This is a genomic window from Pseudomonas sp. SJZ077, from assembly GCF_007993905.1.
In the GTDB taxonomy this organism is placed as follows: domain Bacteria; phylum Pseudomonadota; class Gammaproteobacteria; order Pseudomonadales; family Pseudomonadaceae; genus Aquipseudomonas; species Aquipseudomonas mandelii.
On sequence record NZ_VIUJ01000014.1, the window covers coordinates 149,346 to 173,309 of the forward strand.

A 23,964-nucleotide genomic window follows, 5' to 3' on the forward strand; every position below is an offset into this window, starting at 1 on the left:
GTGTTACATGAATCATTCCATCACCGCCCTGGTCATCATGGGCGTTGCCGGTTGCGGCAAGACTTGCGTCAGCGAGGCCTTGTGCCAACTCAGCGGCGCGACCGCCATTGAAGGCGACACTTTCCACCCTGCCGCCAATATCGAAAAGATGAGCGCGGGCATCCCCCTGAACGACGAAGACCGTGCCGGCTGGCTCGACAGCCTGTGCGATGAATTGCGCCGCGTCGACGCTCAAGGCCAGCGCCCGGTGCTGACCTGCTCGGCTCTCAAACACAGTTACCGCGAACGTCTGCGCAGCGCCTTGCCGGGCCTGGGCTTCGTGTTCCTTGAGCTGACCCCTGAAGTCGCCGCTGATCGTGTCTCCCACCGGCCGGGCCACTTCATGCCTTCGACCCTGATCGACAGTCAGTTCGCCACCCTTGAATCCCCCGTTGGCGAGCCCTTGACCCTGGCGCTGGACGCTTCGAACCACAGCGTCGAGCAACTGGCGAAGCAAGCGCATGTCTGGTGGCAGGCCCATGGCCTGAAACAGGCCGTATGAGTTTTTTCCGAAGAGATAGCGCTGTCCTGATGGCGTGCGAGTTACCCGCTTTAATAACAACAACAACCAGGAGACACCCCTAATGTTTGGCATGTCCCACGAGACGTTCCTGCTGCTCGATGCAGTGGTCACGGTGATCGGGCTTATCGTCCTGATCACCAAGTTCAAGTTCCACCCGTTCATTGCCCTGATCATCGCCGCAGCCTTTCTCGGGCTGACCTCCGGCATGCCGATCGGCACCATCATCAAGGCGTTCCAGGACGGCTTCGGTGGGGTGCTCGGTTTTGTCGGGATCATCCTCGCGCTGGGCACCATGCTCGGCAAAATGATGGCCGAGTCGGGCGGGGCGGATCAGATTGCCCAGACCCTGATTCGTGCGTTCGGCAAGGACAAGGTGCAGTGGGCGATGATGTTCGCCGCGTTCCTGGTCGGCATTCCGCTGTTCTTCGAAATCGGCTTCGTGCTGCTGATCCCGCTGGTGTTCATCGTCGCCCGACGTACCGGCGTGTCGATCATCAAGATCGGTATCCCGCTGCTGGCCGGTCTGTCCGCCGTGCACGGCCTGGTTCCGCCGCACCCGGGTCCGTTGCTGGCCATCGGCGTGTTTGGCGCTGACATCGGTAAAACCATTCTTTACGGTCTGATCGTTGCGCTGCCGACGGCCATCATTGCCGGTCCGATCTACGGCACGTTCATCGCCAAATACATCCCCGGCCATCCTAACCAGGAACTGGTGGATCAACTGGCACGTGAAAACGACTCTGCCGATCTCCCGAGTTTCTCCATCACCTTGATCACCGTGCTGTCGCCGGTTTTCCTGATGTTGCTCAAGACCTTTGCCGATGTGGTGCTGCCGGACGGTAACTTCTTCCGCACCTTCATGGACCTGATCGGTCACCCTATCTCGGCTCTCCTGCTGGCGTTGCTGCTGTCGCTATATACCTTCGGTTACAAGCAGGGCATTGGCTCCAACCAGATGCTCAAATGGCTGGATGCCAGCCTTGCGCCAACCGCCGCGATCATTCTGATCATCGGTGCCGGTGGTGGCTTCAAGCAGATGCTGGTCACCAGCGGTGTGGGTGACGTGATCGGCCACATGGCGGTGGAAGCGCAGATCTCGCCGATCCTGCTGGCCTGGCTGGTGGCGGCGGTGATTCGTGTGGCAACCGGTTCTGCAACCGTGGCGACCATTACTGGCGCAGGCATCGTGGTGCCGGTGGTGGGGATGATTCCGGGTGTGAACCGTGAGCTGCTGGTGCTGGCCACCGGTGCCGGTTCGTTGATCCTGTCTCACGTCAACGACGCGGGTTTCTGGCTGGTGAAGCAGTATTTCAACATGACCGTGGCGGAAACCTTCAAGACCTGGACCGCGATGGAAACCATCCTGTCCATCGTTGCGCTGGGCTTTATCCTGTTGCTGTCGATGTTCGTTTAAGCGGCTCTTTGTTTAAGCAAGGCGCAGGCACAAAAAAACCGCAGCAATGCGGTTTTTTTGTGGGTGATGATTTCATGGCTCAACACATCACCCTTGTAGGAGTGAGCCTGCTCGCGATAGCGGTGGGGCAGTTGACACTTCAATTGGATGTGATGGCCTCATCGCGAGCAGGCTCACTCCTACAGGTTAAGTGTTAGCCGGCGGATTTCGGGGCCAGGCCATCCGCCCGAAACATCCCGCGAATCCCGCGCACTGCCTGACGAATCCGGTCCTGGTTTTCGATCAGCGCAAAGCGCACATGATCATCCCCATACTCACCAAACCCGACGCCTGGCGAGACGCAGACCTTGGCCTCGGCGAGCAATTTCTTGGCGAACTCCAGCGAGCCCAAGTGCGCATAGGCTTCGGGAATCTTGGCCCAGACATACATCGCCGCTTTCGGATTCTCGACCATCCAGCCCAGTTCGTGCAGGCCTTTGACCAGCACGTTGCGACGCTGCCGATACTGCTCGGCGATGTCCTTGACGCACTGCTGATCGCCTTCCAGCGCCGCAATCGCCGCGACCTGCAGAGGGGTGAAGGTGCCGTAGTCGTGGTAACTCTTGATCCGCGCCAGGGCGTTGACCAGTTCAGCGTTGCCAACCATGAAGCCGATGCGCCAGCCCGCCATGTTGTAGCTCTTGGACAGGGTGAAAAATTCCACCGCGATGTCCTTGGCGCCCGGCACCTGCATGATCGACGGGGCTTTCCAGCCGTCATAGACGATGTCGGCGTAAGCGAGGTCGTGCACCACCAAAACGTCATACTGCTTGGCGAGGGCGATCACCCGCTCGAAGAAGTCCAGTTCCACGCATTGGGCGGTGGGGTTCGACGGGAAGCCGAGAATCATCATTTTCGGTTTCGGGATCGAGCCGCGAATCGCGCTTTCCAGTTCAGCGAAGAAGTCCACGCCCGGGATCAGCGGCACTGAACGCACCTGGGCGCCGGCAATCACGGCACCGTAGATGTGAATCGGATAGCTGGGGTTCGGCACCAGCACGGTGTCGCCCTGGTCGAGGGTGGCCAGCATCAGATGCGCCAGGCCCTCCTTGGAGCCGATGGTGACAATGGCTTCGGTTTCCGGGTCGATATCGACCTCGTAGCGATCCTTGTACCAATTGGAAATGGCCCGGCGCAGACGCGGGATACCCTTGGACGTCGAGTAGCCATGGGTGTCTTCGCGCTGGGCGACGGTGACCAGTTTTTCGACGATGTGTGGCGGAGTAGGGCCATCAGGGTTGCCCATGCTGAAGTCGATGATGTCTTCGCCACGACGACGGGCGGCCATCTTCAGCTCGGCAGTGATGTTGAATACGTAAGGGGGGAGTCGATCTATGCGCGCAAAGCGGCGCGGCGAACCTGGGTTAGCCATTGTTGCCTCGGTAACGTGAGCGCCCGGAACCGTCCGAGCGACGCTGGCCACTGCGGTGGCCTGTGGCGGAATGTAAGGGCTGTTGTGGCACACTGTCCAGCGACTCTGTAAACAAATTTGTCCGAAGGAACCCGGTTGATGGAATTTACCAGCGGCTTTCTGCTGAGCCTTTCGCTGTGCCTGGATATCGGCGTGGCCAACATCGCGATGATCACCCTGGCCATGCAGCGCGGCTATTTTCAAGGCTTTGCCTTGGGCTTGGGCACTTGCGTCGGTGACCTGATTTACGCGGTGCTGGCGTTGGCGGGCATGACCGTTTTGCTGCAATACGAAACCGTGCGTTGGGTGCTGTGGATCGGCGGTTCAGCGTTGCTGGTGTATTTCGCGGCGAAGATGATCTATTCGGCGATTCACCATGAAGCGGTGTTGGCGCAGGCCGCCGAGGTGGGGCAGAACTCTCACCGCAAGGAGTTTTTCCGCGGGATTTTCCTGGCCATGTCGTCACCCAGCGCCATTCTCTGGTTTGCGGCCGTGGGCGGTACGCTCATCGCGGGCTCCGGTGGCGGTGACGCCGTCAGTTCGGCGCTGTTTCTCGGCGGTTTTCTGTGCGCCGGAGTGTTCTGGTGCGTCGCGTTGTGCTTCGCCGCGAGCCACGGCGGCAAGTTGCTGGGCGACAAACTGCTGCGTTACTCCTACATGGCATCGGCGGCGATCTTCTGCTATTTCGCGGTGTACGTGATTCTATCGGGCTATAACGAGTTTGTTGGTGCGGGCGCCGTCGAGCAGTTGCACGCCCTGTAATTAGGCGAATCGGGTTTGGCTTCTATACTCCCAGCCGAACCCATTTTTTTTTGCAGCAAGGAGTTGAGTCATGGATGAGCAAACAGGCGTGAAACCGGCCGAGCCACGCTTCGAACATGGGCATTTTCTGCTCATTGCAGGGCTGGGTGGTCGATTTACCCAGCAGACCACACAAGGCATTCCCGAACTCTGGGAAAAATTCATTCCCGAGATGGGCAAGATACCCGGCCAAAAAGGTGAAGTGACCTACGGTATTTGCTGCAATCCCGATGGCAAAGGCGGGTTTGAGTACATCGCCGGCGTCGAAATCGCCAAACTCGACGACCTGCCCGAGAAGTACCGCTGGGTCGAGGTTCTACCCCAGCATTACGCGGTGTTCGAGCACAAAGGCACACTGGACCAGTTGCCCGCGACCTTTCAGTACATCTGGAAAACCTGGCTGCCGCAGTCCGGCCATCAGGCGGCGGACGCGCCAGAGTTCGAACGCTACAGCGAAGACTTCAACCCGAAGCTCAACACCGGCGTGCTGGAAATCTGGCTGCCGCTAAAAGACAAATGACCGCATCAAGAGGCGGACCCACGTCCGCCTCTTGATCGTTACTTGCTCCGCTTCATCCGCCGCGACCGCATCACGTCAATCGACAACGTCACAAAGCCAAACGTGCTGATGCCCAACAGCAAGAGAAGTCCGATCTGAACGCTGCTCATGGTGTGTTCCCCCTATCGATGATCAGAGACAGGCAACACCAATAATCCGATCCGATCGGCAATGAAAGCGCCTATACGAAGGCTTTACGACATCAGCAGTGATCGATATGAACACCTTATTAATTTATGATCCCCAGCCTTTCCCACGCTGAATCCGAGCTGCCATGAACACCGTCATCCGCCACGTCACTCCCGCCGACCTGGACCGCTGCTTCGCCATCGAAACCGTTGCCTACGAAGGCGACGAAGCCGCCACACGGGAAAAAATCGCCACGCGCATTGCCACCTGGCCGGAGGGTTTCATCGTCGCCGAAGTGGACGGCGTTGTAGCCGGTTTCATCAATTCCGGTGCGGCGTTTCAGGTGGAAATGTCAGACGAAGCGTTCAAGGAGCTGATTGGCCACGACCCGGCCGGGCCGCACGTCGTGATCATGTCGGTGGTGGTGCACCCGGATTTTCAGGGGCAGGGGCTGGCGAAGCGTTTGATGGGCGAATTCATCGAGCGCATGCGGGCGATGGGCAAGACCCACATCCATCTGATGTGCAAGGAACGGCATATTCCGCTGTACGCCGGATTCGGCTTTGCCTACATCAAGCCGTCGGCCTCCGACCACGGCGGAATGGCGTGGCATGAGATGGTTCTGGCGCTGTAACCAACGTATATCAAGCACCGAAGATCCCCTGAGGGAGTGAGCCTGCTCGCGATGGCGGTCTGACAGTCGACACTTCTGTTGAATGTTATGCCGTCATCGCGAGCAGGCTCGCTCCCACATTGGTTAGGGGGCGTGTCAGTAAAGACTGTCCCGCACCCGCGCCGGCGCTTCCCGGTCATATGTTTCGGCATCGAACTGCCCGTCATTCAAGCGCTTGTGAAAAGCCCCCGCCGTTGGCAATGCCGAGCGCTCCAGATGCTTCTCGGGGTTCCACAAATCCGAACGCACAATCGCTTTCGAGCAATGGAAGTATGCCGCGTCCACGGTCACCAGCATCACTGTGCGCGCCGGTTTGCCGTTCACCGCAAAGCTCTCCAGCAATGTCGGTTCCGCGCTGATCTGCGCCGTGCCGTTGACCCGTAACGTCTCGCCGATGCCGGGGATGATGAACAGCAGCGACACCCGCGAATCGAGCACCACATTGCGCAGCGTGTCGATGCGGTTGTTGCCCGGACGGTCCGGGATCGCCAGGGTCTTCGGGTCGATGATCCGCACGAATCCCGGCGTGTCGCCACGAGGCGAACCGTCCAGGCCATCAGGCCCGGCCGAGCTGATGATGACCAGCGGCGAGGCGCGGACCATGGCCTGATAGTCCTCGTTCAGAAAGGCAATCTGTTTGCGCACGGCGCGGTCGTGGGGTTGGCCGTAGATCGCTTCCAGTGCTTCGATACTGTCGAGCATAACCACCTCAGAAAACCAGACTCATGCGCCGTTCATAACCGATCCGGCCCTTGTACGCCTCGCCGCTGTCGACCCAGCCAAATTTTGCATAGAGCGCAATGGCGGCCTCATTGTCCGCGTCCACCGACAACTCCAGCGCTTTGATTTCCGGAAACGCCTGACGAGCCACGTCGGGCAAAGCTTGCAGGCAAGCCTTCCCATAACCTTTGCCTTGAGCGCGGTGATCGACTTGCAACGCATGCAAGGTCGCACTGTGTTCATCGGCCCAGGCCGGCAACACGGGCGGGCGTTTGAGCAGCAGGAAGGCCACGGGAACCTCCTCGGCCAGTAGCGCAAATCCCTTGACGCCGGGACCGGGTTTGGACAGCAAGGTGTGCAATGCACCGTGGATGTCGCCGGAGAATTTAATCTGCTCTTTATGCACTTCGATGGCCTCGATCTGCTGGCGCTGGCGCGCGTTCAGGCTTTCGTAAGGCACGAGTCGGGTTGTCACTGGAGTGTCCTTTTTCCAACAAAATAGGCGTTGGATTCTAACGAGTTTGCATTCATGGATTATTTTTATTTCGACTGTCGATTTGGCGGTGCGCCAGACGACTAAGGGTGTCTTCACAACAAAAACCACGGAGAACCACCATGAACGCAACCCAAGAAATCCAGGCCCTGATCGACACCTATCGTGAGGCGGTCATCGCCAAGGACGTCAAAGAACTCATGCAGCTGTATGCCGACGACATCGTCTCCTACGACGCGGTCAAGGCCTTGCAGTTTCGCGGCAAGGCGGCTTACCGCGCGCATTGGGAAGAGTGCATGGAAATGTGCCAGGGCGCGCACACGTTCGACTTCGCCCACTTGAACATCGTCGCGGACGAGCACATAGCCTTCGCTCACTGGCTGGCCCATTGCGGCGGCACCAACGAACAAGGTGAAACCCAGGCCTGCTGGATGCGTGTGACCGCCTGCTATCGGCGCGATGCCGGGCAATGGCGCATCGTCCATGAACACTGGTCGGCCCCGTTCGACATGACCAGCGGCACGGCGCTGTTCAACCTTGAACCCTGATCACCGGGCTGTTTATCGGGAAGCAGCGCCAAAACGCCAATCAGCAGCCATAGTTGATCAGTTCGATCCGGGAGAGCCCACATGAAGTACCTATGCCTGGTCTACAGCAACGAACAGGAGTTGCACTCGCTGCCCGACAGTCCCCATGACGCCGAGTGCATGGCCTACGCCGAGGCGATCCAGGGCAGCGGCCGGATGATCGCGGCCGAGGCGCTGGAATCGGTGCAGACCGCGACCACCGTGCGCATGCGCAACGGCAAGATGTCGATCACCGATGGCCCGTTCGCCGAAACCAAGGAGCAGTTGGCCGGCTTCTACCTGATCGATGCCAAAGACCTCAATGAAGCGATCCAGGTCGCCGGCAACATCCCGGCGGCCCGGGTCGGCAGCGTCGAGGTGCGGCCCGTTCGCCAGTTGAATCCCTGAATAACAAGCACAAGACAGGAGATCCCCATGAGCCCGCAACCCTATAAGCATCAGCCTGCCGAATTCGAGCTGTCCATCAGTCGTCTGATCGACGCGCCGCGTCGCAAGCTCTTCCGCGCCTGGACCGAGCCGGCCTTGCTCACTCAATGGTGGGGACCGCATGGCATGACCACGCCGGAGTGCGAAATGGATCTGTGGGTCGGCGGCCAGTTTCGCACCCTGATGCGCGCACCGGACGGGACTGAGTATCCGACCATGGGAGTCTTCCTGGAAATCGTCGCGCCTGAACGCCTGGTGTTCACCGACGCGTTCACTCCCGGGTGGATTCCTTCGGGCAAACCCTTCATGTCGGCCGAAGTGACCCTCGAAGACAAGGACGGCAAAACCCTCTACACCGCCCGGGCCATGCACTGGTCCGAAGAAGATCGCCAGGCCCACGAGGCCATGGGGTTTTACGATGGCTGGGGACAAAGCCTCGATCGCTTGGTGATGCTGGTGACTGAAGGCATGCCGGACTGATGACTGACGCTTCGGTCACGGCTCGGGTCGAGCAGGTCTACCGCGAAGAGTCGCGGCGGATTCTGGCGACGCTGATCCGTCTGCTTGGCGATTTCGACCTCGCCGAAGAGGCCCTGCACGAGGCATTTTTCGTCGCGGTCGAGCGTTGGCAGCGTGACGGCGTGCCGGATAACCCGCGCACGTGGCTGGTGTCCACCGGGCGCTTCAAGGCCATTGATGTGTTGCGTCGGCGCGCGCGTTTTGCCGCGTCCCGGCCGATGTTGATTGCTCAACTGGAGGAGCTGGAACAGGCCGACTGGAGTGATGAAGACGTGGAAGACGATCGTTTGCGGTTGATCTTCACCTGTTGTCACCCGGCCCTCGCGTCGGATGCCCAGGTGCCGTTGACCCTGCGCGAAGTGTGCGACCTGACCACGGAGGAAATTGCCCGCGCCTTTCTCTCGGCACCGGCGACCATCGCCCAGCGCATCGTGCGCGCCAAAGCGAAAATCCGTGACGCGAAAATCCCTTATCAAGTGCCGACACTGGCGGAACTGCCCGAGCGTCTCGACAGCGTGTTGAGGGTGATTTACCTGGTGTTCAACGAAGGTTACTCGGCGTCGGTCGGCGCCGAACTGACCCGCGAGGACCTGACCCGCGAAGCGATCCGGCTCGGGCGGCTGTTGATGGAGTTGCTGCCGGAATCGGAAGTGATAGGGCTGCTGGCGTTGATGCTGTTGCATGAATCACGACGCCCGGCCCGCACGTCGGCGAGCGGTGAACTGATTGTGCTGGATGAACAGGACCGCTCGTTGTGGGATGCCGGGATGATTGCCGAAGGTTGCGCGCTGGTGGAGGCGGCGCTGACCACCGGACGGTTCGGGCCTTATTGCCTGCAAGCGGCGATTGCGGCGGTGCACGCCGAAGCGCCCACGGCGGGGGAGACCGACTGGCAGCAGATTGTGGGTTTGTATGACGTGCTGCTGGCGGCGGTGCCTTCACCGGTGATTGAGTTGAACCGTGCAGCGGCGATCTCCAGGCGAGACGGACCGTTGGCGGGGCTGGTGTTGGTGGACGGGATTCTGGGTCGGGGTGATCTGCTGGATTACCACTTGGCGCATTCGGCGCGGGCGGAGTTTTGTCGGCAGTTGGGGAGGCGTGAAGAGGCGCGGGCGGCGTATGAACGGGCGCTGGAATTGACGCAGCAGGTACCGGAGCGGCGGTTTATCGAGGCGCGGATCAAGGCGCTGAGGTGATGTGAACCGACGGGCCCCATCGCGAGCAGGCTTTCTCCTACGGGGGGGCGTACACAAATTTTGTGATCACCGCGATCCACTGTGGGAGCGAGCCTGCTCGCGATAAGGTCCGCAGGACTTTCATTCCAGCAGCTTGCCGAGCAACCAGCTCCCTGCCGGCCCCGGCGGATGCAGCCGCGACCACAAGGCATCGACAAACACCGGTTTCGGCCAGCCCCGCACGTCCAGCTCCTGCAATGTCCCCGGACCAAACCGCTCCACCAGCCATCGCGGCAACGGTGCCCAGCCAAACCCGCCCTGGGCCATTTCCAGCAGCATCAGGTAACTCGGCGCCGACCAGACACGTCCCTTCGCACGGCTTTCATACGGATTGACGATCGTCGCCAGTCGCAACTCCCGATGCTTTTGCAACACGTCTTGATCGACGAGGCCCAGCGCTGCCAATGGATGCTCGCGGGACACGAACAGGGCAATCTCCGTGCGTTCATCCACGGTCGAGCTGACCAGGTCCGGTGGGTAACTGTCCTGTTTTTCGGCAAAGGCCACATGCGCCCGGCCGCTTTGCACCAAGGCCACTAGGTCATCGCATTCAGCGATCAGGCATTCGAGTTCAAGGTCCGGATAACGCTGATCGAACGCGCTCAACGCCGCTTCGAAACGGTCGGACTGATAAGTGTCGGAAATCGCCACCGTCAACTTCGGCTCAACCCCTTGGGACAGCAGACTGGCGGTCATTGCCAGGCGGCTGGTGGCGGCCAGGATCTCCTCGGCCCGCTGCAGCATCACGTGCCCGGCCGGGGTCAGGCTCGGCTTGCGGCTGCTGCGGTCGAACAGGACCAGGTTCAGATCGATTTCAAGGCTGGCAACCGCTGCACTGATGGTCGACTGGCTGCGGCCGAGTTTGCGTGCTGCCGCAGAAAACGAACCTTGCGTCGCCGCTTGGACAAACGCTTGCAACACTTCCTGAGAAGCCATGAACTATCGCCTTTGTCGATGGTTATTGGTTAGGAAGTATCGACGTAGGGCTGGATGATGGCAACCACAGTCACTCAGAGATTCCTGATCATGAGCGTCAACAAATCCATCACTGAACGTATTTTCCAGGCCATCGCTTTCGAAGTGCTGGCCATCCTGATCTGTACGCCGCTCCTGGCGTGGATCATGGACAAACCGATGCTCGAGATGGGTGTCGTCACGTTGGTCATCGCCGCCCTGGCGCTGGCCTGGAACGTGGTCTTCAACGGGCTGTTCGACCGTTTGCTCAAACGCTATGGCATCGTGCACAACGCCTGGGTAAGGGTTGTCCATGCGCTGTTGTTCGAAGGCGGGCTGGTGGCGATGGGGGTGCCGCTGATTGCGTGGTGGCTGAACGTCAGCCTGTGGCAGGCGTTCCTGCTGGATATCGGCGTGTTGCTGTTTTTCCTGCCATACACCTACATGTATCACTGGGCGTATGACGTGGTGCGTGAGCGCATGTTGATGGTGTCTACTGCTCGCTAATCCAGAGTGAACCGTTTTTGTGGCGAGGGAGCTTGTCGGATCGCCGCACCGTCCCGCTCGAATGCGAAGCGCCTCGCAAAATCTTCGACAGTTACCGAGATTTTGGGCTGCTTCGCAACCCAGCGGGAGCGAGCTCCCTCGCCACAGGTTCAGGGGTTACAGGAACATCCCGCCGGATGCTTCAACGCGCTGGCCGTTGATCCACTGGCTGCCCGGCGCCAGCAGTAAAGCAATCGCAGCGCCGATGTCATCCGGCTGACCCACCCGACCCAACGCGGTATTACCGGCAATGTAGCTGTTCACGTCGCTGTTATCGCGCACGGTGCCACCGCCGAAATCGGTTTCGATGGCGCCCGGTGCCAGGGTGTTCACGGAAATGCCGCGGGCACCGAGTTCCTTGGCCTGATAGCGGGTCAGCACTTCCATCGCGCCTTTCATCGCTGCGTAAGCACCGTAACCCGGCAAACTGAAACGGGTCAGACCGCTGGATACGTTGAGGATGCGCCCACCGTCCGCCATCAGCGGCAGCAGGTTCTGGGTGAGGAAGAACGGCCCTTTCAGGTGGATGTTCATCAGCAGATCGAACTGGGCGACGGTGGTGTCGACGAAGTTCGCGGTCAGGCCAATGCCGGCGTTGTTGAGCAAGAAGTCGAAGTGCTGGCGATCAAAACGGCTGTGCAACACATCGGCGACCTGGGTGGCGAAGGCTTCGAAGCGTTCGCTTTGGCTCACATCGAGTTGCAGCATCACCGCCCGAGCGCCGAGGCGTTCGATGTCGGCGACCAGTTCTTGCGCCTCATCGGCCTTGCTGTTGTAGGTGCCGATAATGTCGACGCCTTGGGCGGCCAGATGCAGGGCTGCGTTTTTGCCGAGGCCGCGGCTGGCGCCAGTGATCAGTGCGATTTTACGGTTCATGGGACTTCCTCAAAGGTGGTGAGTGACGGTGTGGAGGAAGTTTATTTATCCGCCCTGAAGTGATAAACAGGATGAAATCGGAATCACTGGTCGGTTAATCCGAACAATACAGGGGCGGCTCATGAACAAGCTGGAACTGCTGCGCACCTTCGTTCGCGTCAGCGAGATGTCGAGTTTTACTCTGGCGGGGGAAAGCCTGGGCCTGCCCCGGTCCACGGTGTCCGATCACGTTCAAGCGCTGGAAACGCTGCTGGGGACACGCTTGCTTCAACGCACTACGCGCCGGGTCCAGGCGACTCAGGACGGGCTGGTGCTGTACGAACGCAGCAAGGATTTGTTGTCGCACATGGACGACATCGAGGGCCTGTTTCGCCAGGACCCGGCCTCGTTGGTCGGGCGGATTCGCATCGACATGCCGAACTTTCTGGCCCGCCAGGTGGTGATGCCGCAACTGCCGGAGTTCATGGCGCGCCACCCCCACCTGGAACTGGAAATCAGCACCACTGACCGGCGAGTCGATCTGCTTCGGGAGGGTTTTGATTGCGTGTTGCGCGTGGGGTCGCAGCCGGACCAGTCGGTGGTCGCTCGTCGCGTGTGTGATTTCGCCATGGTCAACTGCGCGAGCCCGGCGTACTTGGCGCGCTACGGGATTCCCGAAACACTCGAAGACCTGGCGCAGCACCGGATGGTGCATTACGTCGGCGTATTGGGTTCGCGGTCGGACGGGTTTCTGTACGAGGTGGAAGGCAAGCCCCGGCAACTGCCGATGGCGGGCAGCGTGACGGTCAACAGTACCGATGCTTATGAGCTGGCGTGCGTGGGGGGATTCGGACTGATTCAGGCGCCGGTCAATGGCATGCAATCGCACTTGAGCAGTGGTGATCTGGTGGCGGTGCTGCCGCAGTTCAGCGCACCCTCGATGGAGGTCTCGCTGCTCTACGCCCGGCAACGGCATTTGCCGCTGCGGGTGAGGGCGTTCATGGACTGGCTGGCCAATGTCATCCAGTCCACAACCTAACCGCCCTTGTAGGAGCGAGGCTTGCCCGCGAAGAACGATAACGCGGTCTGACCGAATGACCGGGTTATCGCTCTTCGTGGGCAAGTCGGATTGCCGCACCACTCGCGCCTACAGGGTTATGTGTTGGGGCTAGAAGAATTGGGTGAACAGCCAATACAGGCTGCCTGACAGCACAATCGCCGCCGGCAAGGTCAGCACCCACGCCATCAGCAGGTTGCGGATGGTCTTCATCTGCAAGCCACCGCCGTTGGCGACCATGCTCCCGGCCACGCCCGAGGACAACACGTGAGTGGTCGACACCGGCAAGCCGAACATGTCCGCTGCGCCGATGGTCAGCATGGCCACGGTTTCCGCCGAGGCGCCTTGCGCGTAGGTCAGGTGGGTCTTGCCGATCTTTTCGCCGACCGTCACCACGATGCGCTTCCAGCCGACCATGGTGCCCAGCCCGAGCGCAATCGCCACCGCGATCTTCACCCACAGCGGAATAAAGCGCGTCGAGTTGTCGATCTGTTGCTTGAACAGTTGCAGCTTGCCGGTGGTGTCGGCGTCGAAGTGGCCGACTTTGTTCTTGTCCATCAGGCGAATGGTTTCGCTGGTCAGGTACATGTCGTTACGCACGTTGCCCACGGCTTCGGCCGGTACTTTGGACAGCGAGCCATAACCCTTGACCTCTGCGCCGATACTGCCCGTAAGGGCGGCGAGGGCCGGGATCAGTTGCGGTGTGGCTTCCTTGCTGCGCACGTATTCAGAGAGGATCGGGCGCGGATCGGCGGGGGCCGGCATCGGCACGCTTTTGACCAGCGCTTGCTGGGTGACTTCGGCGACGGCGGCGAACTGCAGCGCCTGATCGGCCGGCATGGTGCGGTTCAGCGCATAGGCCATCGGCAGCGTGCCGACCAGAATCAGCATAATCAGACCCATGCCTTTTTGGCCGTCGTTGGAACCGTGGGCGAACGAGACCCCAGTGCAGGTCACAATCAACATGCCGCGAATCCACCACGGCGGTGGCGTGTTGCCGACGGGCGCCTTGTACAGCGCGCGGTTCTTGACGAACGCACGCAAGGCCAGCAGCAACAGCGCGGCAAAACCGAAGCCGACCAGCGGCGACAACAGTAACGCATAGCCGATCTTGGTCGCTTGAGCCCAGTCCACGCCGCTGGTGCCGTCGTGGCCGTGCATCAGGGCATTGGCCACGCCGACGCCGATGATCGAACCGATCAAGGTGTGCGACGACGAGGCCGGCAAGCCCAGCCACCACGTGCCGAGGTTCCACAGGATCGCCGCGATCAACAGGGCGAAGATCATCGCGAAACCGGCGGAGGACCCGACTTGCAGAATCAGTTCCACGGGCAACAGGGCGATGATGCCGAACGCCACCGCGCCACTCGACAGCAGCACCCCGAGGAAGTTGAAGAACCCGGACCAGGCCACCGCGAAATTCGGCGGCATCGAGTTGGTGTAAATCACCGTGGCCACGGCGTTGGCGGTGTCGTGGAAACCGTTGACGAACTCAAAGCCCAGGGCGATCAGCAGCGCCACGCCCAACAGCAGAAACGGCGTCCAGGTGGTGACCTCCGTGCCGAGTTCGCTCATGTCGTGCATCAGGCTGTAGGCGGTGAACAACAACCCGCTGGCCAGCACTCCGAAAAACACCACGAGGGTGAGCAGGCTGGGTTTTTTATCGAGTTGAGGCCTGGCACTGCGGGCGGGAGCCTGGGTTTGGGCGGTGTAGGAGGGCGTAGCCATGACAGACAATCCTGAGGAAGGAAGGAGTGTCTGTCATGATCGTTGCCAAATGTTACAGGGAAACTGCCCTAGATCAGGGTTTGGTTTTTTTGCTGATCCGTTAATCAGAATTCACCCGGTCCCTGTAGGCGCGAGGCTTGCTCGCGAAAGCGGTGTATCAGGTAAAACGCCTTCGCGGGCAAGCCTCGTTCCTACAGGGGATGGGGTGAAGGCTCAATAATCCTGGCGCTTGCGAAACGCCCAACGCCCCGCAATCACGGTAAACGTCGCCACCAGTGCCACCAGAATCCAGAACCCCTCCGGATCCCCCGACAACGGCACCCCACCCACATTCATGCCAAAAAAACCGGCAATGATGTTGATCGGCAGCGCCAGCACCGTCACCACGGTCAGGGTGAACAGCGTGCGGTTGCTCTGCTCGTTCAGGTTGGCCGCGATCTCTTCCTGCAACAGCTTGATCCGCTCACCCAGCGCCGTGAGGTCGTTGATGATCAGCGCAAATTCCTCGGTGGACTTGCGCAACTCCTTCACGTCTTCCTTCTGCAACCAATGCGGCGGCCGGTTGAGCAATCGCAACAACGAACCCGGCTCCAGCGCCAGCAGCCGTTGCAGGCGCACCAGCACCCGGCGATTGGCACCCAGTTCCGCACGGTTGGTCGACAGCCGCGAGGACAGCAATTCATCTTCGATCTGATCGACACTGAGGCTGGTCTTGCGCACGATCTGGGTCAGTACCTCGCCCTGATCGCGCAGCAAATGCACCAGCAATTCCAGCGGTGAACGAAAGCACTCGCCGGCCTTCACCGACGAGCGCAACTTGTCCACCGAGTGCAGCGGTTGCAGGCGGGCGCTGATGATCAGCCGGCTGCGGGCGCACACCCACAGCGTCGACACATCCGACGACACCATGCTGCTGAGGTTGAACACCACATCGTTGACCACCGCCAGCAACGCCGAATCCACATGCTCGATGCGCGTGGATCGAGACCCTTCGTGCAAGGCTTCGAAAAACTCGTCCGGCAATGCCAGGTGGCTTTTCATCCAGCGCTCGCAAGCGGCATGCGCCAGGTTCAGGTGCAGCCACAGGAATTCATCGCTCTCGTCCGGCTGTTGCAGGTATTGCAGCGCTTTCGCCGAATCAATCTCCCGACCCCGCTCACCGGGGCGAAAGCTGAAACCGTAGAGCAGACCGAACAGGTCCGGGTCGCGATGGCTTTGGTCGATGCTGTGGTTCATTGGGGCTCTCAAGGGGAGGCGCCTGTCGCGGGTTTTTACAGGTTCACTTGAGCCGCATCATCGCAACTGTGGATGACGTTTTTGTGACGAAAAAATAACCGCAAACGATTGCATTGCCGGTGGTCGGAATGGATTCAAGAACCGCTCTGGCCCGCCGATCTTGCTTAAGTTACCTTGCGCGGCTTCGGCCATGAGCCAAGTTTCAGACAGGGATGTCCGGACACCTTTCACGCTGTGTTTGCCGCGTGTCTCACCCCCTGTCATGAGTATCACTCGATGCTGCAAAAATCCCTGAGAGCACAAATTCTCGCCCTGTTGAGCGGCAGCCTGTTGGCGGTACTGTTGATCGCCCTGGCTTGCTTTCACTTTCTGTCCGGCGGCGTTCAGAGCTACGCCAACCTGATTGAAGGCCCGCTGCACACCTCGCAGTTGATCGATGAAGCCAACCTGCAATTCAAGGTGCAGGTCCAGGAATGGAAAAACGTCCTGCTGCGTGGCAAGCAACCGGCCGACCTGGACAAGTATTGGAAACAGTTCGAAGACCGTCAGCGCGATGTGCAGAGCATTCTCGGTGAGCTGGCCGTGCAAAAAGGTATCGATCCGCAACTGAAAACCCGCATCGAACGCCTGCGTGACGAACACCGTTTGCTGGGCGCTGCCTATCAGAAGGGCCGTGACGCCTACGTGGCGGCGGGCGCCGACCCGACGGCAGGCGACGCGGCGGTCAAAGGTGTCGACCGTGCGACCAGTGAACAGATGACCGAGTTGGTCAGCGAATTGCGCAAGCAGGGTGTCGAGCAGTCGAAGCAAATCAGCGCCGAAGCCGATCGCACCGTGTTGCTGGGGCTCATTGTGATGCTCGTCTCGGGGCTGTTGATCGGGCTCTTGAGCCTGTGGCTGGTCAACCGCAACCTGATTGAACCGATTCGCAAACTGATCGAGTACGTCGCGCAACTCAGCCAGGGCAAGTTTGCCGACCGCGTGGCCAGCACCCGTCAGGATGAGCTGGGTAAATTGGCGGTTGCGGCCAACACTTTGCGTGATTTCCTCGCCGAAACGTTCAGCCGTTTGCAGCGCAGCGCCAAGGACCTGGACAGCGCCAGCAGTGAGCTGAACTCGATCGCCAGCCTCATGACCAGCGGCACCAATGAGCAGTTCAACCGCACCGATCAGGTGGCCACGGCGATGAACGAAATGTCGGCCACCGCACAGGAAGTCGCCCGTCACGCCGCCGATGCCGCACGCGCCGCCGACGATGCCGACCAGTCTGCCCAGCACGGCGAAAAAGTCATGCAGGGCACCATTCACACCATCACCCGGATGCGCGGCGAAATCGCCAACACCGCCACGGTCATCCGCCAACTGGAAACGGACAGCGGACGCATCGGCAAGGTGCTCGAAGTGATTCGCGGTATCGCCGAACAAACCAACCTGCTGGCGCTCAACGCGGCCATCGAAGCGGCCCGTGCCGGTGAAGCCGGACGCGGTTTTGCGGTGGTGGCCGATGAAGTGCGCAGCCTGGCCCAGCGCACGGCGGCGTCGATCATCGAGATCAACCAGATCATCCAGACCGTGCAAACCGGTGCGGTGGACGCGGCTCAGGCGATTGAAAGCGGCCAGTCGCGCAGCGAAGAAAGCGTCGAGCAAGTGACCCAGGCCGGCGCCATGCTGGAGCGGATCACCCATGCCGTGGAAGCCATCCGCGACATGAACCGCCAGATCGCCACCGCCGCCGAAGAACAGACCTCGGTGGCCGAGGACATTTCACGCAACCTCACTGAAATCACCAGCATCGCCAGCACCAACCTGGACAACGTGCAGCGCACCGAAGCGGCTGGCCGTCATTTGCATGGGTTGTCGGGGCAGTTGAATGAAGTGACGGCGCGTCTGAGCGCGTAACGGAAACGGCGGCGTATCAGGTCGGTTACCGAGTCGGTACGCCCGTCGCTCTCGGATCCATAAGGGTTACGCCGCTGGTCGGGCGCCTGGCATTTTGGTTCGGTTTTACGGTGCACCTGTTAGTTCTGACAGTAGACGATTGCCGTGCACGAGCGTTTGATAGCGCTGTCAGCGCAGCGGCGCTGCTGTATTCACAAGGAGCGTTTTTATGTCTATGGATCTGCAATTAAGTCGTTTGAAAGTAGAAGGGGTTGACGATGGCGAACTCACCGAACCGGTAGGCGAAAATGGTTTGCGGGCGCTAGTCGAAGGCAACCAGAACTACAAAAAAGGGGACAAGCTTGAAGTGATCTGGAATGACGTGTCGGTGTTCACGCATACAATCACGGTGGTTGAAGAGGTGGCAGGTGTGCACTTTTACATTGAAAAACAGTTCATTAAGCTTGGTCCCGTGAAGGCGAATTACTCGCTAGCCGACGACTCTGGAAATGTCGCTGTATCGCCCGTTTCTAACTTCAACGTCATTGCTGCGACTTAAGCTTTTCCCGGAACTGTCTGCACCGGAAAGCTGAAAACAAACTGCGTGCCTTCCTTCGTCGTCGAGCGCACTTCCAGCTTTCCACCATGGGACTGCGCAATCTGACTGGCGATGTACAACCCCAACCCGAGGCCGGTCTGCGGTGTTCCGCGGGCCGGTCGCGCGTAGGGGCGAAACAGATGGGGCAACGCGTCCTCGGCGATGAGCCCCTGATTCGTCACGCTCAGCACGAACTGCCCGTCGTGGATCTGCGCGCTCACGTCTACCGAGCCCTCGGGGTCGCCGTGGGCAACGGCGTTCGCCACCAGATTGGAAAGCAACTGCGCGACCCGCTCGCGATCGCACTGAATACCGTGCAACTCGCCAATGGACATGCGAAGGGTGCGTAGGGGATAGATGTTCTGGACTTCTGAAATCACGTGCCGCAAGGCATCGCCCAGGTCCGGGCACGGTGCGATGTCCACCGGAATGCCACTGCCCAACGAACCACGAGCGAAATCCAGCACATCATCGACCAGTCGGGTCGCGCGCCGGGCACTGGTCAGAATGTGCCGGGCCCGTCGCTGATTCGCCGGGTCGGGAAGCTTGCGCAAGAGCATTTCGGCGCCGGCGCTGATCGCGAACAACGGGTTGCGCAGGTCATGGCCGAGCACGGCGATGAACTGTTCGCGCAACGCGGTGTTTTTGCGTTCCGCCATCAATGCCGCTTCGGTTTTTTGCAGGTTCTCTTCCGCCTCGATCTGCAACGCCAGCATTCGCGCAAAGGATTCCATGGTGCTCTGGATCGTGCTGGATTTGAGCAATGCAGGATTGGGATCAAGGGCGCAGATGGTGCCGAAAAAGCGTCCGTCGGGGCGAAAGATCGGCACCGAAATATAGCTTTCGAATTGATAGAGGCGAGGCGTGTGGTGATCGCGGTAAAGCGGGTCTTCACTGGCCTTGTCGATCACCACCGACTGATGCGCCTGGCGAATTTCGTGGCACAAGGTGGTGACCACCTCCAGCTCGCCGCCGACCTGCAAGCCGAAGTCCAGCTGATCGAGTACGGCGCAAGCGGTCCATGAGTCTTCAGTGACACGCGCCACCGCAGCGAAGCGCAGCCCCGTCAATTCACGGATCACCTGGAGAATCGCCGGCACCGCGCTGATCCGGCCGATCGTGGCGATGTCTGCTGCCGCTGTTTGCCCCATCTCAATCCATCTCTGTGTAATCACCGTTGAGGGATTCTAGCGGGCTACCGCCGAGTTGGCGCGTGTTGATTATGCGAATCCGGCATGCAAAAAAGCCGCACGATCCGAAGATCGTGCGGCTTTGTTTGATACGGGTATCAGGTGTCTTGTTTGTCGCTCAGGACTTTGCCGGTGGTGGCATCGAAGTCCACGTCGAATTCTTTGCCGTCAGCGGTTTTCAGTTCCACTTCGTACTCGTAGTTGTTGAAGTGGTTGTCCAGATCCGTGTCGGTGATGGTCGAGCCTGGGTGCCGTTTCAGAGCCTCCTGGTTCATTTCTTCCAGTGGCTTGATCTTGCCGCTCTTGACCAGCTCAGGGATCTGGTCGACACGAACGTCAGCCTGAGCCAGGCCAGCGGTGAGGGTCAGGGCAGCAGCGGTGAACAGGGCAGTCAGGGTTTTCATGGGTTCATTCCTTGGGGTGATCTGTTTAAGTGAGTCCAGATTAACTGTGGCAACTTAATTCACCCTTAATTCCAATCACCGTGTCGTTTGGAAGATTTCGCGAGCAAATCGGATTGCCCGCGAAGAAGACGACGCGGTGTCGTGTCAGCTGGCGATCAGTACCCGTTGTTCTGCAGCAACTGCGCCACCGTCCCGGCGGCCGGGCGCTTGTAGAACTTCAGCAATTCACTGGCGCGGTTGGTGAAGATGCCATCGACGCCGGCGTCCATGACTTTCTGGTAATCAACCGCTTCGTCGATGGTGTAGACGTGCACCAGCAGGCCTTGATCGTGGGTGTACTGGTTCATCCACGGTTTCACCAGGTCCGAATAGCTCTGATCGCCACCCTTGGTCAACGCGGCCGAAGGACCGGTGCCGATCGCACCCTGGGCCTTGGCGTACTCGACCCATTGCTGGAATTCGGCTTTGTCTTTCGGTTCCTGTTTGGCGTAGTAGGTGGCCTTGTCCTTGTCGCCGGACTCGGCAAACGTCACTTTGGACTTAGGCTCGATACTGCCTTCGCCGACCCACAGCAGCAGGATCTTCGGCACTTGTGGCATTTCCTTCTCAAGCAGTTCGAGGCTGCTCTTCTCGAAGGTTTGCAGCACGACCTTGCCCTTGCCCTGGCCGACCGCCAGATTGCTTTTCGCCAGTTTGGAACCGGCCGGGCTCAGCCAGCCGCGATCCTGCAATTTGTCCTTGAGGTCGCGTTCGAGGCCGGGGAATTGCTTTGGTTCTTTGGTTTCAATGTACAGGCCGGGCTTGTGCAGCGGATTGCCCTGGGCGATGTCGATGATTTCGTCGAGGGTCAGGATCTTCAGGCCGACGAAGGACGGACGTGCGCGATCCGGGTACGCGGCGTTGAACCAGCTGCCGGCATCCAGGGTTTTCAGTTCGGCGAGGGTGAACGCGTTGGCCGGGCTGTCCTTGCGATCGGGGAATTTGGTGGCAACGTCGGTGGTGCGTTGCAGGTTGTCGTCGTGCAGGGCGAACAGCACGCCGTCCTTGCTGCGTTGCAGGTCCAGTTCCAGGTAATCGGCGCCCAGATCACGGGCCAGTCTGTAAGACGCCGCCGTGGATTCCGGTGCATCGTAGGATGCGCCGCGGTGGGCGATCACCGCCGGGTGCGGGATGCCCAAACGGGTGGCCAGTGCAGTCGGGCTGGGCTCGTTGGCGGCCTGTGCCTGGCCGAAGCCCAGCAGCATGCTCAGCAGCAGGGCGCTTTTGGTGAAGGTAACAGGCATGGTCGAGGTCCTTTCGCGTTGAATTTTCAAAGACGTCTCTTTTAACAACTGAGCGCCGCCAGCGCTATCGCCAGACCGACATAAACGTGTTTAAAGCAGATTTTTTCAGCGCTTTTGTGCGGTTCTTTGCAGTACTCTTGGCCCCGGCGTTTCCCCAGCAGAGGGAAATCCGAATGCCTGTCCTTGCGTGTAAACCATCGTTCACCGGTCGTTAACGACCTTTTGTGAGGTTTATATGCGCATCACTTCCGAGCTTATCTGCCAGGCCGCCGACCAACTCAAAGGCTTCGTTGGCCTCAATCGCAAAACTGGCCACTACATTGTGCGTTTCAGCGAAGACTCGTTTGGTATGGACGTGGCGGATGACGGGATCATTCCCACCAGTGAATTTGTCTGGGCGCCGGGGCCTGGGCAGGCCATGACGCTCAAGCGTGAGTTGATTCAATTGTTGCTGGATCAGAATATTGATGACCGGATCAATGTGACCGAGCCGTTGCGGGTGTACATGAATCGGCGGGAAGTGCCGGAGATTTCGGCGGTGCGGAGTCTGGTTCGGGGCTGAAGTTTGCTGTGTCTGGACTGGCCTCTTCGCGGGCAAGCCTCGCTCCTACAGAGGGCACCGACAACCTGTAGGAGCAAGGCTTGCCCGCGAAGGCGGCCAGAAGAACACCGCATCATTTTACGGCCTTGAACCCATACGCCCGCTCAACCTTGCACACCCGCGTATGACACGCCGAATACCACGTCGACCGCCCCCGCTCACGGATCGCACTGTGCTCAGGATGATGTTTCCACGCCAGAATCGCCGCCTCGCTGGCCCAGTACGACACCGTAATCCCCAACCCATCCTCACCCCGAGCCGACTCAACACCGAGAAACCCCGGCTGCTCACGGGCCAGTTCCAGCATGCGTTCGGCGGCCTCGGCGTAGCCTTGATCACCGTCGGTGCGCAGCGAGGTAAAAATCACCGCGTAGTACGGCGCTGATGGCGTATCGGCAATCATGGCTGTTGCCTTTTGCAGGCTTCGACCAACGCCCGGGCCAGCGGCGGTAGCATGCCGTTGAGCGCGGCGCGTTCGGGCTGGAACAGGGTGGCGACGAAAAACGGATGAACCTGGAGCTCCACCGCCCGCAGGTCGCCGGTCGAGTCATGGCCAACGGCGCACAACTGTTGGCTCAATAACTCACGCTCGAACGCCGGGTTCACGCCATAGCGGCAGCGATATCCCTCAACGATCTCGGCGCTTTCGTACACGTTGGCGATCAACGAGCCTTCAACCAGGTGAATGCTGTCCGTTGCTTCCACCAATGAGCAGGTCAGCGGCGTGAGTAATGCGCGTGCTGCACCGGGATGGGTTTCGCCGTGCTCGGCGTCTTCCCAACCCAATACGTTCCGAGCGAACTCAAGCACCGCGTGTTGAAAACCGCCGCAGGTGCCGAGGAACGGTCGCTGCTGCTCACGGGCAAAACGGATCGCCCGCAACGCGCCGTCCATGTCGCGGTAAGGGCTGGCGGGCACGCACCAGAAACCGTCGAAGTGGTGTAACGAGGTGGCGGCGTTTAGGTGATCTGTGGCCAGCCACTGAAATTGCACATCCACGTTCAGGTGTTCGGCAGCCATGCCGAGCGCCACGGGAATGGCTTGGTGGGCGGTGACCTGTGGGTCGTAGTCACCGATCAGGGCGATGCGCAGGGTGGTGGTTTCCATGAGTGATCTCGACGCTTGTTGATTCCTGGCACCCACTATAGATTGGCGCTCACGCATTCAATATTGGCGTTATCCCAAGTGATCAATGCAGCGGCGCACTATCGACTCGACTATCCAGACCTCGCGCTGATCCTCGCCTTGGTGCGCGGCGGCTCTCTGGCCCGGGCATCGGCGTTATTGAAGGTCGACGTGTCGACGGTGTTTCGTGCGGTTCGCCGACTGGAAGCCGCGCTGGGCCAGCAACTGTTCGAAAAAAGCCGCGCCGGTTACCTGCCGACCACACTCGCCCAGACCCTGGCCGAGCAAGCCGAGCGCGCGGAACAAGCGCTGGACGCGGCGCGCATAGGCGTGGAGCAGGGCGGTGAAGTCATCAGCGGCACGGTGCGGCTGACCTGCACCGATTCTGTCCTGCAAGGGTTGTTGCTGCCGGCGCTGGCGCAGTTCATGCCGTCCTACCCGGCGCTGACCCTCGAACTGAGCACCTCCAACGACTTCGCCAACCTCAGCCGTCGGGATGCCGATATCGCCTTGCGCCTGACTCGCGCACCGCCCGAGCATCTGGTTGGTCGACGTCTGGCGGATATTTCCTATCGGGTCTGTGCCAGTGCGGCGTACCTGAAATCAGTCGATCCTGAAGACCTGGCCTCGCTGGCCTGGATCGCGCCGGATGACTTTCTTCCCGACCACCCCACCGTGGCATGGCGGCGCCAGCAACTGCCCGGCGTCACGCCTGGTTATCGCTGCAACAGCATGCTGTCGGTGACCGAGTTGGTGCGTGCCGGGCTGGGCGTTGCGGCGTTACCGGACTTTTTGATCGGTGATGAACTGCAACCACTGACTGGCCCGCTGCACGGTTACGACACCGCGCTCTGGTTGCTGACCCGTCCGGACTGCCGCGCGTTGCGCTCGGTGGTGACGTTGTTCGATGAGCTGGGGCGGGCGCTTCGACTGCCGTGACC

Annotated in this window: 27 protein-coding genes; 15 read left to right on the top strand and 12 right to left on the bottom strand. The window is 60.2% G+C overall.

Annotation, left to right across the window (positions count from 1 at the left end):
- Positions 1-7 precede the first annotated feature (7 nt).
- Both FBY01_RS20800 and FBY01_RS20805 read left to right on the top strand, forming a co-directional pair.
- Positions 8-541, top strand: coding sequence for a gluconokinase (locus FBY01_RS20800; protein ID WP_010457327.1), 534 nt, complete (start codon positions 8-10; stop codon positions 539-541).
- A gap of 82 nt (positions 542-623) precedes the next feature.
- Positions 624-1,976: a GntP family permease gene (locus FBY01_RS20805; protein WP_010457326.1), complete on the top strand. Its 1,353-nt coding sequence runs from the start codon at positions 624-626 to the stop codon at positions 1,974-1,976.
- Positions 1,977-2,169: 193 nt separating this feature from the next.
- Here FBY01_RS20805 and alaC read toward each other — a convergent pair whose 3' ends face one another.
- Positions 2,170-3,387 carry an alanine transaminase gene (gene alaC / locus FBY01_RS20810; protein ID WP_083375904.1) on the bottom strand — a complete coding sequence of 406 codons (1,218 nt, stop codon included), beginning with the start codon at positions 3,385-3,387 and terminating at the stop codon, positions 2,170-2,172.
- 138 nt (positions 3,388-3,525) lie between these two features.
- Between alaC and FBY01_RS20815 the strand changes: the two genes are divergently transcribed.
- The 3 genes from FBY01_RS20815 to FBY01_RS20825 all read left to right on the top strand — a co-directional run bounded on the left by FBY01_RS20815 (position 3,526) and on the right by FBY01_RS20825 (position 5,549).
- Positions 3,526-4,188 (top strand): LysE family translocator, encoded by a 663-nt coding sequence (locus FBY01_RS20815; RefSeq protein ID WP_145309273.1) that lies wholly within the window; start codon positions 3,526-3,528, stop codon positions 4,186-4,188.
- A 70-nt stretch (positions 4,189-4,258) separates the two neighbouring features.
- A complete protein-coding gene (locus FBY01_RS20820; protein ID WP_010457321.1) occupies positions 4,259-4,747 on the top strand; it encodes a GyrI-like domain-containing protein in 489 nt (162 codons plus the stop codon).
- A gap of 313 nt (positions 4,748-5,060) precedes the next feature.
- A complete protein-coding gene (locus FBY01_RS20825; protein WP_145309275.1) occupies positions 5,061-5,549 on the top strand; it encodes a GNAT family N-acetyltransferase in 489 nt (162 codons plus the stop codon).
- Between the two features lie 135 nt (positions 5,550-5,684).
- On the opposite strand, the gene FBY01_RS20835 is transcribed toward FBY01_RS20825, so the two are convergent.
- Positions 5,685-6,290: a pyridoxamine 5'-phosphate oxidase family protein gene (locus FBY01_RS20835; RefSeq protein WP_077748678.1), complete on the bottom strand. Its 606-nt coding sequence runs from the start codon at positions 6,288-6,290 to the stop codon at positions 5,685-5,687.
- 7 nt (positions 6,291-6,297) lie between these two features.
- Positions 6,298-6,783, bottom strand: coding sequence for an N-acetyltransferase (locus FBY01_RS20840; RefSeq protein ID WP_145309280.1), 486 nt, complete (start codon positions 6,781-6,783; stop codon positions 6,298-6,300).
- A gap of 140 nt (positions 6,784-6,923) precedes the next feature.
- On the opposite strand from FBY01_RS20840, the gene FBY01_RS20845 reads away from it, so the two are divergent.
- The 4 genes from FBY01_RS20845 (at position 6,924) to FBY01_RS20860 (ending at position 9,529) form a co-directional block, all read left to right on the top strand.
- Entirely contained in the window at positions 6,924-7,349 is a 426-nt protein-coding gene (locus FBY01_RS20845; protein ID WP_145309282.1) for a nuclear transport factor 2 family protein, read from the top strand.
- A gap of 81 nt (positions 7,350-7,430) precedes the next feature.
- Positions 7,431-7,775 carry a YciI family protein gene (locus FBY01_RS20850; RefSeq protein WP_010457311.1) on the top strand — a complete coding sequence of 115 codons (345 nt, stop codon included), beginning with the start codon at positions 7,431-7,433 and terminating at the stop codon, positions 7,773-7,775.
- Between the two features lie 27 nt (positions 7,776-7,802).
- The gene (locus FBY01_RS20855) at positions 7,803-8,294 is read left to right on the top strand and encodes an SRPBCC family protein (protein ID WP_010457306.1); all 492 of its coding nucleotides are present in this window, start codon (positions 7,803-7,805) and stop codon (positions 8,292-8,294) included.
- Positions 8,294-9,529, top strand: a complete 1,236-nt coding sequence (locus tag FBY01_RS20860; RefSeq protein ID WP_083375909.1) for an RNA polymerase sigma factor — start codon at positions 8,294-8,296, stop codon at positions 9,527-9,529. The genes FBY01_RS20855 and FBY01_RS20860 overlap by 1 nt, the downstream gene beginning before the upstream one ends.
- A gap of 120 nt (positions 9,530-9,649) precedes the next feature.
- Here the strand turns inward: FBY01_RS20860 and FBY01_RS20865 are convergent, their stop codons facing one another.
- The gene (locus FBY01_RS20865) at positions 9,650-10,504 is read right to left on the bottom strand and encodes a LysR family transcriptional regulator (RefSeq protein WP_077748674.1); all 855 of its coding nucleotides are present in this window, start codon (positions 10,502-10,504) and stop codon (positions 9,650-9,652) included.
- A 90-nt stretch (positions 10,505-10,594) separates the two neighbouring features.
- Between FBY01_RS20865 and FBY01_RS20870 the strand changes: the two genes are divergently transcribed.
- Complete coding sequence (locus FBY01_RS20870) at positions 10,595-11,029, top strand: multidrug/biocide efflux PACE transporter (RefSeq protein WP_145309284.1); 435 nt, start codon at positions 10,595-10,597, stop codon at positions 11,027-11,029.
- A gap of 156 nt (positions 11,030-11,185) precedes the next feature.
- Here the strand turns inward: FBY01_RS20870 and FBY01_RS20875 are convergent, their stop codons facing one another.
- Positions 11,186-11,944, bottom strand: coding sequence for an SDR family NAD(P)-dependent oxidoreductase (locus FBY01_RS20875; protein ID WP_010457302.1), 759 nt, complete (start codon positions 11,942-11,944; stop codon positions 11,186-11,188).
- Between the two features lie 121 nt (positions 11,945-12,065).
- Here FBY01_RS20875 and FBY01_RS20880 point away from each other — a divergent pair, with 121 nt between their 5' ends.
- Positions 12,066-12,962, top strand: coding sequence for a LysR family transcriptional regulator (locus FBY01_RS20880; RefSeq protein WP_145309286.1), 897 nt, complete (start codon positions 12,066-12,068; stop codon positions 12,960-12,962).
- A gap of 129 nt (positions 12,963-13,091) precedes the next feature.
- On the opposite strand, the gene FBY01_RS20885 is transcribed toward FBY01_RS20880, so the two are convergent.
- Positions 13,092-14,708: an inorganic phosphate transporter gene (locus FBY01_RS20885; RefSeq protein ID WP_077748672.1), complete on the bottom strand. Its 1,617-nt coding sequence runs from the start codon at positions 14,706-14,708 to the stop codon at positions 13,092-13,094.
- A 213-nt stretch (positions 14,709-14,921) separates the two neighbouring features.
- A complete protein-coding gene (locus FBY01_RS20890) occupies positions 14,922-15,944 on the bottom strand; it encodes a transporter (protein ID WP_010457297.1) in 1,023 nt (340 codons plus the stop codon).
- Between the two features lie 276 nt (positions 15,945-16,220).
- Between FBY01_RS20890 and FBY01_RS20895 the strand changes: the two genes are divergently transcribed.
- Both FBY01_RS20895 and FBY01_RS20900 read left to right on the top strand, forming a co-directional pair.
- On the top strand, positions 16,221-17,843 hold the full coding sequence (locus FBY01_RS20895; RefSeq protein WP_010457295.1) for a methyl-accepting chemotaxis protein: 1,623 nt from the start codon (positions 16,221-16,223) through the stop codon (positions 17,841-17,843).
- Positions 17,844-18,051: 208 nt separating this feature from the next.
- Entirely contained in the window at positions 18,052-18,381 is a 330-nt protein-coding gene (locus FBY01_RS20900; protein ID WP_145309288.1) for a hypothetical protein, read from the top strand.
- Here the strand turns inward: FBY01_RS20900 and FBY01_RS20905 are convergent.
- The 3 genes from FBY01_RS20905 to FBY01_RS20915 form a co-directional block, all read right to left on the bottom strand.
- A complete protein-coding gene (locus FBY01_RS20905; protein WP_145309290.1) occupies positions 18,378-19,571 on the bottom strand; it encodes a GAF domain-containing sensor histidine kinase in 1,194 nt (397 codons plus the stop codon). The genes FBY01_RS20900 and FBY01_RS20905 overlap by 4 nt on opposite strands.
- Before the next feature lie 137 nt (positions 19,572-19,708).
- A complete protein-coding gene (locus FBY01_RS20910) occupies positions 19,709-20,014 on the bottom strand; it encodes a PepSY domain-containing protein (RefSeq protein WP_077748668.1) in 306 nt (101 codons plus the stop codon).
- A 155-nt stretch (positions 20,015-20,169) separates the two neighbouring features.
- A complete protein-coding gene (locus FBY01_RS20915; protein ID WP_145309292.1) occupies positions 20,170-21,297 on the bottom strand; it encodes a glycerophosphodiester phosphodiesterase in 1,128 nt (375 codons plus the stop codon).
- A gap of 235 nt (positions 21,298-21,532) precedes the next feature.
- On the opposite strand from FBY01_RS20915, the gene FBY01_RS20920 reads away from it, so the two are divergent.
- Positions 21,533-21,859, top strand: coding sequence for a DUF2025 family protein (locus FBY01_RS20920; protein WP_010457284.1), 327 nt, complete (start codon positions 21,533-21,535; stop codon positions 21,857-21,859).
- 112 nt (positions 21,860-21,971) lie between these two features.
- On the opposite strand, the gene FBY01_RS20925 is transcribed toward FBY01_RS20920, so the two are convergent.
- Both FBY01_RS20925 and FBY01_RS20930 read right to left on the bottom strand, forming a co-directional pair.
- Positions 21,972-22,301, bottom strand: coding sequence for an antibiotic biosynthesis monooxygenase (locus tag FBY01_RS20925; RefSeq protein ID WP_010457282.1), 330 nt, complete (start codon positions 22,299-22,301; stop codon positions 21,972-21,974).
- A complete protein-coding gene (locus FBY01_RS20930) occupies positions 22,298-23,005 on the bottom strand; it encodes a CTP synthase (RefSeq protein WP_145309294.1) in 708 nt (235 codons plus the stop codon). Before FBY01_RS20930 ends, FBY01_RS20925 begins: the two co-directional genes overlap by 4 nt.
- A gap of 15 nt (positions 23,006-23,020) precedes the next feature.
- On the opposite strand from FBY01_RS20930, the gene FBY01_RS20935 reads away from it, so the two are divergent.
- The gene (locus tag FBY01_RS20935; RefSeq protein ID WP_145309297.1) at positions 23,021-23,962 is read left to right on the top strand and encodes a LysR family transcriptional regulator; all 942 of its coding nucleotides are present in this window, start codon (positions 23,021-23,023) and stop codon (positions 23,960-23,962) included.
- The last annotated feature ends 2 nt before the right edge of the window (positions 23,963-23,964 follow it).

What these genes read in the sequence shown, in the direction of transcription:
- alaC (WP_083375904.1), bottom strand. Translation starts at nt 3,387, where the DNA reads ATGGCTAACCCAGGTTCGCCGCGCCGCTTTGCGCGCATAGATCGACTC.
- FBY01_RS20925 (WP_010457282.1), bottom strand. Translation starts at nt 22,301, where the DNA reads ATGATTGCCGATACGCCATCAGCGCCGTACTACGCGGTGATTTTTACC.
- FBY01_RS20820 (WP_010457321.1), top strand. Translation starts at nt 4,259, where the DNA reads ATGGATGAGCAAACAGGCGTGAAACCGGCCGAGCCACGCTTCGAACAT.
- FBY01_RS20865 (WP_077748674.1), bottom strand. Translation starts at nt 10,504, where the DNA reads ATGGCTTCTCAGGAAGTGTTGCAAGCGTTTGTCCAAGCGGCGACGCAA.
- FBY01_RS20855 (WP_010457306.1), top strand. Translation starts at nt 7,803, where the DNA reads ATGAGCCCGCAACCCTATAAGCATCAGCCTGCCGAATTCGAGCTGTCC.
- FBY01_RS20845 (WP_145309282.1), top strand. Translation starts at nt 6,924, where the DNA reads ATGAACGCAACCCAAGAAATCCAGGCCCTGATCGACACCTATCGTGAG.
- FBY01_RS20825 (WP_145309275.1), top strand. Translation starts at nt 5,061, where the DNA reads ATGAACACCGTCATCCGCCACGTCACTCCCGCCGACCTGGACCGCTGC.
- FBY01_RS20895 (WP_010457295.1), top strand. Translation starts at nt 16,221, where the DNA reads ATGCTGCAAAAATCCCTGAGAGCACAAATTCTCGCCCTGTTGAGCGGC.
- FBY01_RS20835 (WP_077748678.1), bottom strand. Translation starts at nt 6,290, where the DNA reads ATGCTCGACAGTATCGAAGCACTGGAAGCGATCTACGGCCAACCCCAC.
- FBY01_RS20805 (WP_010457326.1), top strand. Translation starts at nt 624, where the DNA reads ATGTTTGGCATGTCCCACGAGACGTTCCTGCTGCTCGATGCAGTGGTC.
- FBY01_RS20880 (WP_145309286.1), top strand. Translation starts at nt 12,066, where the DNA reads ATGAACAAGCTGGAACTGCTGCGCACCTTCGTTCGCGTCAGCGAGATG.
- FBY01_RS20930 (WP_145309294.1), bottom strand. Translation starts at nt 23,005, where the DNA reads ATGGAAACCACCACCCTGCGCATCGCCCTGATCGGTGACTACGACCCA.
- FBY01_RS20905 (WP_145309290.1), bottom strand. Translation starts at nt 19,571, where the DNA reads ATGGGGCAAACAGCGGCAGCAGACATCGCCACGATCGGCCGGATCAGC.
- FBY01_RS20870 (WP_145309284.1), top strand. Translation starts at nt 10,595, where the DNA reads ATGAGCGTCAACAAATCCATCACTGAACGTATTTTCCAGGCCATCGCT.
- FBY01_RS20900 (WP_145309288.1), top strand. Translation starts at nt 18,052, where the DNA reads ATGTCTATGGATCTGCAATTAAGTCGTTTGAAAGTAGAAGGGGTTGAC.
- FBY01_RS20875 (WP_010457302.1), bottom strand. Translation starts at nt 11,944, where the DNA reads ATGAACCGTAAAATCGCACTGATCACTGGCGCCAGCCGCGGCCTCGGC.
- FBY01_RS20815 (WP_145309273.1), top strand. Translation starts at nt 3,526, where the DNA reads ATGGAATTTACCAGCGGCTTTCTGCTGAGCCTTTCGCTGTGCCTGGAT.
- FBY01_RS20885 (WP_077748672.1), bottom strand. Translation starts at nt 14,708, where the DNA reads ATGGCTACGCCCTCCTACACCGCCCAAACCCAGGCTCCCGCCCGCAGT.
- FBY01_RS20890 (WP_010457297.1), bottom strand. Translation starts at nt 15,944, where the DNA reads ATGAACCACAGCATCGACCAAAGCCATCGCGACCCGGACCTGTTCGGT.
- FBY01_RS20915 (WP_145309292.1), bottom strand. Translation starts at nt 21,297, where the DNA reads ATGCCTGTTACCTTCACCAAAAGCGCCCTGCTGCTGAGCATGCTGCTG.
- FBY01_RS20920 (WP_010457284.1), top strand. Translation starts at nt 21,533, where the DNA reads ATGCGCATCACTTCCGAGCTTATCTGCCAGGCCGCCGACCAACTCAAA.
- FBY01_RS20800 (WP_010457327.1), top strand. Translation starts at nt 8, where the DNA reads ATGAATCATTCCATCACCGCCCTGGTCATCATGGGCGTTGCCGGTTGC.
- FBY01_RS20850 (WP_010457311.1), top strand. Translation starts at nt 7,431, where the DNA reads ATGAAGTACCTATGCCTGGTCTACAGCAACGAACAGGAGTTGCACTCG.
- FBY01_RS20860 (WP_083375909.1), top strand. Translation starts at nt 8,294, where the DNA reads ATGACTGACGCTTCGGTCACGGCTCGGGTCGAGCAGGTCTACCGCGAA.
- FBY01_RS20910 (WP_077748668.1), bottom strand. Translation starts at nt 20,014, where the DNA reads ATGAAAACCCTGACTGCCCTGTTCACCGCTGCTGCCCTGACCCTCACC.